Here is a 7,002-nt window from a genome sequence, read left to right on the forward strand (position 1 = left end):
CACTACCTCGCCTTCGTCCAGATTGCCTCACTCATGGTCTGGCTGCGCAGCTTTGGCGACAAAACCTAGTCCCAGACAGAGGCTGAGATCCCCGGGGCGCGTCCGCTACCTACATCAGGATGAGAACGCTCCAGGCACCGTCCTGAGCAGCCAATCCATGATCATGCCGGCGATCTGGCTGCTGTTGTCGTCCATCATGAGGGCATGGCTGTTGCCCCGGATGCCCTGTTCCGGCAGCTCGATCCATGTGGCGGGTGCACCTGCTGCTATGAGCGCTTCATACCAGCGCCGTGCACCTGGCTGATACTTCTCCCAGAAGTCGTTTCCTTCCAGATGATCGCCCCAGACGAAGAGGTGCGGGACATCCTTTAGTAGTGAAGGATCATGCTTAGCTGGATCCGGCGCGCCTGATGGCTCGATGGCGATCACGGCCTTGACCTTGTCCGGTGCAGCCAGAGCGGCATGCGTGCCAAAGTTCCCGCCCTGGCTGTGGATCAGAAGAAAGCAGTCGCCTACCGTGGTCACCAGCGCATCATAGGCCGCCTGAGTCAGCGCATCGTTGCAGTCCCAGCGCGGGACGCTCTGCTTCATGAAGGTATCGAAGCTCACCAGCGGGAAGCGGCAGTCGGGATGGGCCCGGCGCTGCGTCGAGGCTCGATGGTAGGAGCCGGCCGGACCGAAGCGGAAGGTTTTCTCCCAGGCTTCCTTGGCCGTCCGGAAGTAGGGTGCTTCGGCATAGACGTCCGGATAGGGAGCAAAGCCCGAGCGGCCACGCTCCACCGCATCGGAGATGAACACGTTTATGCCGGCACGGAGAAAGAACCACTGCCACCCTGGCCGGCCATCTGGGGTCGTCTCCCAATTGGCGCCGGTCATGCCGCCGCCGTGCCACATGAGCAGCGGGATCGGCGTACGTGGAGCGGCTAGGCACACGTAATGGACATACATCTGGCCGACTGCGACCTCACCATTCGGATCTACCGGATAGGTGGGGCCACCTGGTGTACTCACCCGATGCCGTATCGGCAGACCAGTCAGCGTGCGGATCTCGCCGCCGACGTAGAAGCTGCCGATCGCTTTGACCTGAAGTGGCGCCGGCTTTGTCTGATGAGACATCATATTTCCAGGATGGCTTCCGCTCAAGCCAAGCGTAGTTGCCGCACATGTCGAATGCCAACGAGACAGTTCAGCCATAGCTCAAAGATCTGGTGCCGATGGACGAAGCGGAAAGATGAGCATGGCGGTTGTCAAGCCAAGTGCTCCTCCGAGCAGTGTTTCCCAGGCGCGCGCCGCCAGCAGCGCGATGGAGTGCTCACCGCCAGCGGCAAGGGTTACAATCAGCGTGAAGGCAAAGGCACCGCAGGCGATGTCGTAGCGCTCCGGCAAGGCCATGGCGTAGATGATCATCGCCAGGGCGGCTGCCAGCCAGATCAGGAGCGGGGCGTGGACAGCAAGCGGAAGGCAGGCAAGGCCGAGCGGTACGCCGATGGCCGTGCCGATGATGCGCCGGCGGACCCGGTCGATCGTGCCAGCTGCCGAGTTGGCGATCACGTAGGTGCAGGCCGTGATCGCCCAGGCTGACTGCTCGAGGCCCAGGACGGCATTCAGAGCCACGATTACAAGGGCCGCCACCCCGGCCTGCAGGCCCATCGCAAGCTCCGGCTGCAGTCCCCCTGCCACGTGTCCAGGCGGTACAAGGGCCGCGGCCGCAGGACGCTCGGCCGGACCGCTCAGCACCCTCGGGACGATCGAGGCTAGCGCGGCGATCAGCCAAGCCACCGCCACGACCTGAAGATCGGCCCAGGCCAGTCCCGCGCCATAAGCCATCAACTGACCGATATAGATCTGCGAGCCGATGCCAGTGCCAAGCACGCCAAAGCGTCGGAGGTAGCCGACTAGGAAAGCACCGGACACCAGCACAAGTTCGGGCGCTGGTTGGCCGGCATCGGCCAGGAACGGGGCCAAGACGATGAAGCTCGCTGCACCACATGCGGCGGCGGCGCATAAGAGCAGCAGGTCACAACTGGATGCGGCCCGTGTGGTTCGCCCTTCCGAGACACTGGCCCACAAGGCGAAGCTTCCAGCCAGTAAACTGAGCGATCCGCTGTCGGCAAGCCCTTGCGTGATGTCGCTCAGGCTCCCCAGCATGGCGGCAATCCCGTAGGCCGTCACCAGGCGCAGCCCCTTGATGCGCCGGTGCATACCAGGATCAATACGGTCCAGCCAATCTACCACCCTAATCATGATTGAAGAGACGAAACCACACATCTGAATTATTCACCGGACATCAGCTAGCGTATTGAATATAGCAATTCTCAATCATCTACTGTCATATCTTTGTTCCTACAGAAGTGGCACCGGGAGATCCTCGCCTCGATTGAAGCCTAGGATGAGGTTAGTCAGCCAGATCGTTTGCCAGTTCGGCGACGACCATCGGGATGACCATCCGGTGTGCTTCTGCGGGACTTAGCTGGTTCTCATCGGCCAGCCGTTGGAGTGCAGCGTAAATGGCCTGCAGGGTGGCCGGTAGCCGAACTCGGCCAGTGGACGGCCCAGGAATGCCAACCGAGTGTCACGCTGCCCGACGACAGGAGCTGCCCGTAAAACGAGCGGCCGATCGCCGAGATGGAGATACCTGAGCCAATCTTCAGACAGCTCGCGTTGTTTATAGCCAACATCCTGAACAACGCCGGAAGTCATTGTTAGGAAAGTCCGTGTGGGTGATCGAGATCCCCTGCCCCTGGCTCCGCCCAGGCCCTGAACGTACGGGTTGCGGCCGTCACCGCAGCCAGAACGTTGACGCCTTGCGCCGGCCCGAAGTCGGCATGAGGATTATGATATGAACCGATCGCGAGTCGGCTGGAGCATCCTCCGCTGACGCGGCTCTCTATTCAGGCAAAATGGAAGGCCACCGATGAAATCGAACTCGTCGGCGCAGAACGTGTCGAAGTTGACGAGGTTGATGCCGGCATCCTTTGCTTCGTTCAGGAGCTGCATGTTGCTTGCCGGATCGAGACAGGACACTGCGAGGCCGTTCGGGTGCCGGCTGATATTGGTCTCGATCCGTCGGTTGTGGTCAGAGGCATCGGCCTGCGGCGGCGAATCCCGGATCACCTCGGCCTGAATGCTCTCACTTTTCAGTTCGGTGACGGCCTTGTCGGCACTTGCCTTGACGACGTCGTACCAGGGATGCACGACCTTCGGCACGAACACGAAGGTCAGCGGCTTATCGATCGGCTTGATCAGGTCGCCCTGATCGAAGGCCGAGGCATGGCTGGAAGACATGGCTAAGACACTTAGCATCACCCCCGCTGCGTAGGCGACGCGCAGCTTCGTCATTCTTGCCTCCCTGGTCGGAGCCTATCCTTTGGCTTTGGCAGGCTTATCAGCCAGCTGTGCTTGCGTCGATAACGGCCGAAACGGGACACGCGGCGAGCTGACCTTTCGATCTCACGGAGTGATGCCAGCAAAGCTGACAGCTTGGCAGGCCACCTAGCCGATCGACATGCCAGGCTGCATCGCCTCCGCCGAGATGGCTGAGCTTCTGCTCGGTCGTGAAGCGGTGCCGGCGGGCAACTCCGCTGATCAGCTCGACCTTCGAGAACGTGCCGGACACAGGCCCATGCCTAGGGCTGCCCTAGGTCCTCCGGCTGAAGCCAGGCTCCGGTCGAACCAGGGAGCACTCCGCTCGCCCAGCGCCTACCGCAGGGCCACCCATCAACCCGCCGCGTGTTCGGCTCGGCCATGGGCAGCCCCGGTTCCTGCCTAGACTTGTCCACACCGACGCAGCGTTAAAGAATCCATACTCTACGTAGTAGAGTATGAGTTAAAAAGTTAAGGGTTTGATAAGTACTTGATGTAGCGCCTGAATTGGCTGATTCTTGTTCCTGATAGGCCAAGTCGGCGTTCCTGATAGGCCAAGCTTGAGTGTTCCTGATAGGCCAAGCGGGCGGCGTGTTATCCACAGGTGATCGATCTGACATTCTTGAAATGCCAGCTCAATTCAACCGGGCTGTTCCTAATAGGCCAAGGCCGAGGCCAATCACGGCTGGCAGCACCACGGACCTGGCCCCTGGGAGCGTTCCTGATAGGCCAAGCCATTGGCAGGAATCCCAGCAAGCACAAGAGGATGGCGCACGGACTCCCCTTTGGACTTGGCCTATTAGGAACGCTCCGTTGGAACCGGAGCTTGGCCGATTGGGAACACCCTCGCCTGCTCGTGGGCGACGTGCAGTCTAGGGCTGGACCTGGCTGTTGGAACGCGCTGATCTGCGTGACGCTATACGCCGCTTGGGAGCCTCATAGCCTGGATGGTTGACCGTCAGCATCGAGCGTCGGGTCATCCGCAACAACGGCTCACCCCGCTCCCGCTCTTCCCAGGCCAGGTGAAATTCGGGCAGTTCGTTGGCCTCGGTGATCTTCCTGAGCTCGAACTTGAAGCGTCGGTAGGCGCCCTCGGCCCCGGACTTCTCGAACAGGGTCGGGAGCGAGATGGCGAACCCCTCCCCTTCATGCCCGCCGGCATGCTTGCGGGCGACCCGGTACAGCCACCGCTCCCGGCCGCCCGTGATGTCGAAATATTCTGGGCCGATCGCGAGCACGCCGCCCTTCTCGATGACGCCCTCATAGAACCAGTCGGACAGCTCCAGAGCCATGCCGCGGCTCTCCCCAGATTTCTCATCGACCAGGTCCTCGAAGCTGTCGATCCAGGAGAATTGTCGGTCCTTGCGGCTGCTTTTCGCCCGGATGTTCGTGCGGATCACGGTAGCCTGCAGCCGGGCCAGGGCCTCCCGAAGCCGCTGATAGTGCTCTCCTCCGATCGGGCGGCGGATCGCGCGCAGCAGCTCATGCGGTGAGAACTCCAATCGCCGAGAGCTGTCATTGAGCTTGCTGTTGTGGCGTTCCATGATCACCGAGGCAGCCCAGATCAGGATATCGGCATCCCAGATCGTCGCCATCCCGAACTCGGGGTGGGCCATGACGTGAATCCAAAGTGAGCCGTCCTCGCTTTTGTAGTCGATCGGTGCGCGGCGCTTCTTCTTGCTTAGCGAGAAGAACGGCCGCTCCATCGTGTCGCGCTGGTCGCGAAGCGGCAGGTCAGAAATGACCGGAACAAACAGCTCCAAAGGATTCTTCAGGAGCTGGCTGATCTTCTCAGGATCCAGCTCCTCGTCCCTGTCCGGCTTTCTCGCCATGAGGCATCCTCACTGTACAGCCTGCCCCTGCCGTAGCATGCGGCCCTTCAACGGAGATCTCTGGAGTCACCGACGGCGCGGCAGCAGCTCGGGGCGCCCGTACTTCTGGAACAGGTCATTCAGCGCCTCACCTAAAAGATCCTGGACGGTGGTGCGCTCGGCGACCGCAAGCTCGCGCAGCTGCCAGGCCACTTCGGCCGGGAAGTGTCCGGCTACCTGCTTCATGCCGATCCGTGCCGGCGTGCGGTTGGCAGGTGGCGAGGGTGCTGGTGCCGGGGCAGGCTGCGTGGTTACCTCGCGGAGCCGCCGGGTGCTGCCAGAGATTTGCGCTATCTCCGCGAGGTTAGGACGCTTGGTAGCCATATCGGTCTCCGATGTGTCGACACGCCGTAGTGTCGCCATGTCGCTAGATCTTCTTGCCGACACGCCGATGCGGCGGCGTGTCGAGCTGGCGCATGATCGCTTCGTAGAGTTGCTGAATCTCGATCCCTGCCCTGCCCGCCGGGTCGTACTCCGCCGCGCTCAGGCCGAGCTGGGCCGCGTACTCGAACGCCACTCGGCTGCCAAGCGTCTGCGGGCAGACTTGAAGGCCCAGCTCCTGGACAAGCCTCGCGGCCTGCTCCCCTCGCCCGCCCTGCGCCGGAACAGCGTTGAGCACCACCAGTGGCGGATGGGTAGCTCTGCCCTGCACTAGGTCGAGTGTCGCCTGCAGGGTCTCGATGTCGTAGATCGACGGCTTCACCGGGATAATCACCAAGTCTGCATGGCGCGAGGCTTCCGCCGCCGCCTGCTCGATGCGTGCCGGAGTATCAACGATGGCCAGGTCGAACCCCTGCTCGCGAGCCTTGACGAGCGTGTTGGCCAAGCGCGCGGGCTGCGCGTCGAGTACCGCTGGATTGTCGGCCTCACGCCGGTCGCTCCACTTGCAGGCCGACGCTTGGGGATCGAGGTCGACAATCAAGGCGTTGCGCCCAGCGGCGGCGGCAGCCACCGCAAGCGAGACAGCCAGGGTTGTCTTTCCGGTGCCGCCCTTCTGAGCGACAAGAGCTAACGTGTGCACGGCATCTGCCATAGGTCAGGTCGTCATCGACAAGCAGCTGTGTCGACACGTCGGCGCGTCTGCTTGGTCGCATGCCGACCGGTCGTCGGGTCGGCACGCCGAGCACGACCTCAAAGGCAGGACACGAGTCAAGCGTGCTGGCAAAAGGCCGGCACGCTGACGTGCCGACCAGTCAACATGCCGACATTCCTACGGCTCAGCAGACAGACGGAGGAGGCGCCTGGTGAAAGCGGGCAGCTAGCCTGTACACGGCATCTGCCACAGGACAGACCGTCATCGACCAGCATTCGTGTCGACACACCGCCATGTCTGCATGATGCCATGCCGATCGGTCGTCTAGTCGACACGTAGATCATGATCTCAGAGGTGGAACACGAGGCAGGCGCCGCGTCGGCAAAATGCCGACATGCCGACATATGTACTGGCCGACATGTCGGCGTTCCGACGGCCCAGCAGTCGGGGGAGGCGCCTTCTGGAAGCGCTGGACATCCTCGCAAGGGAATGTGGGGCTGCTGCCACGGCCACATCTAGAGCCGGCAACGCGTCGTCATGGCAGCAAGGCGGCAATGCACCATTTCAGTCAGCTATCGGCACGCAGACCAGTCGACAAGCCGACTAATTGACCTGTCGACATGGTGTGTCCAAAGATTTCTGCGAGTTCCGCACCCGATAGACGCTGGCCCGGCCGATGCCGAGCCTGCGGGCGATCGCGGCGGCACCCAGCTGCTCCTCTTCCTTCAGGCGGCG

Annotated in this window: 6 protein-coding genes; all 6 read right to left on the reverse strand. The window is 62.1% G+C overall.

Annotated elements, in window-relative coordinates:
• Nucleotides 1–114 precede the first annotated feature (114 nt).
• The 6 genes from EQG76_RS30805 to EQG76_RS30830 all read right to left on the reverse strand — a co-directional run bounded on the left by EQG76_RS30805 (nucleotide 115) and on the right by EQG76_RS30830 (nucleotide 6,267).
• Entirely contained in the window at nucleotides 115–1,194 is a 1,080-nt protein-coding gene (locus EQG76_RS30805) for an alpha/beta hydrolase family protein (RefSeq protein WP_200841273.1), read from the reverse strand.
• Nucleotides 1,195–1,197: 3 nt separating this feature from the next.
• Nucleotides 1,198–2,268 carry an FUSC family protein gene (locus EQG76_RS30810; protein ID WP_159719039.1) on the reverse strand — a complete coding sequence of 357 codons (1,071 nt, stop codon included), beginning with the start codon at nucleotides 2,266–2,268 and terminating at the stop codon, nucleotides 1,198–1,200.
• A gap of 564 nt (nucleotides 2,269–2,832) precedes the next feature.
• Nucleotides 2,833–3,339 (reverse strand): substrate-binding domain-containing protein, encoded by a 507-nt coding sequence (locus EQG76_RS30815; protein ID WP_159719040.1) that lies wholly within the window; start codon nucleotides 3,337–3,339, stop codon nucleotides 2,833–2,835.
• A gap of 896 nt (nucleotides 3,340–4,235) precedes the next feature.
• Nucleotides 4,236–5,126, reverse strand: a complete 891-nt coding sequence (locus tag EQG76_RS30820) for a replication initiator protein A (RefSeq protein WP_200841274.1) — start codon at nucleotides 5,124–5,126, stop codon at nucleotides 4,236–4,238.
• Nucleotides 5,127–5,261: 135 nt separating this feature from the next.
• The gene (locus tag EQG76_RS32665; protein WP_235031652.1) at nucleotides 5,262–5,420 is read right to left on the reverse strand and encodes a ribbon-helix-helix domain-containing protein; all 159 of its coding nucleotides are present in this window, start codon (nucleotides 5,418–5,420) and stop codon (nucleotides 5,262–5,264) included.
• A gap of 181 nt (nucleotides 5,421–5,601) precedes the next feature.
• Nucleotides 5,602–6,267 carry an AAA family ATPase gene (locus EQG76_RS30830; RefSeq protein ID WP_159719042.1) on the reverse strand — a complete coding sequence of 222 codons (666 nt, stop codon included), beginning with the start codon at nucleotides 6,265–6,267 and terminating at the stop codon, nucleotides 5,602–5,604.
• Nucleotides 6,268–7,002 lie beyond the last annotated feature (735 nt).

Source organism: Geminicoccus flavidas (genome assembly GCF_009806515.1).
Classification (GTDB): Bacteria; Pseudomonadota; Alphaproteobacteria; order Geminicoccales; family Geminicoccaceae; genus Geminicoccus; species Geminicoccus flavidus.

Excerpts from the sequence above, each read along its gene's own strand:
- EQG76_RS32665 (WP_235031652.1), bottom strand. The coding sequence starts at position 5,420 with ATGAAGCAGGTAGCCGGACACTTCCCGGCCGAAGTGGCCTGGCAGCTG.
- EQG76_RS30815 (WP_159719040.1), bottom strand. The coding sequence starts at position 3,339 with ATGACGAAGCTGCGCGTCGCCTACGCAGCGGGGGTGATGCTAAGTGTC.
- EQG76_RS30810 (WP_159719039.1), bottom strand. The coding sequence starts at position 2,268 with ATGTGTGGTTTCGTCTCTTCAATCATGATTAGGGTGGTAGATTGGCTG.
- EQG76_RS30805 (WP_200841273.1), bottom strand. The coding sequence starts at position 1,194 with ATGGCTGAACTGTCTCGTTGGCATTCGACATGTGCGGCAACTACGCTT.
- EQG76_RS30830 (WP_159719042.1), bottom strand. The coding sequence starts at position 6,267 with ATGGCAGATGCCGTGCACACGTTAGCTCTTGTCGCTCAGAAGGGCGGC.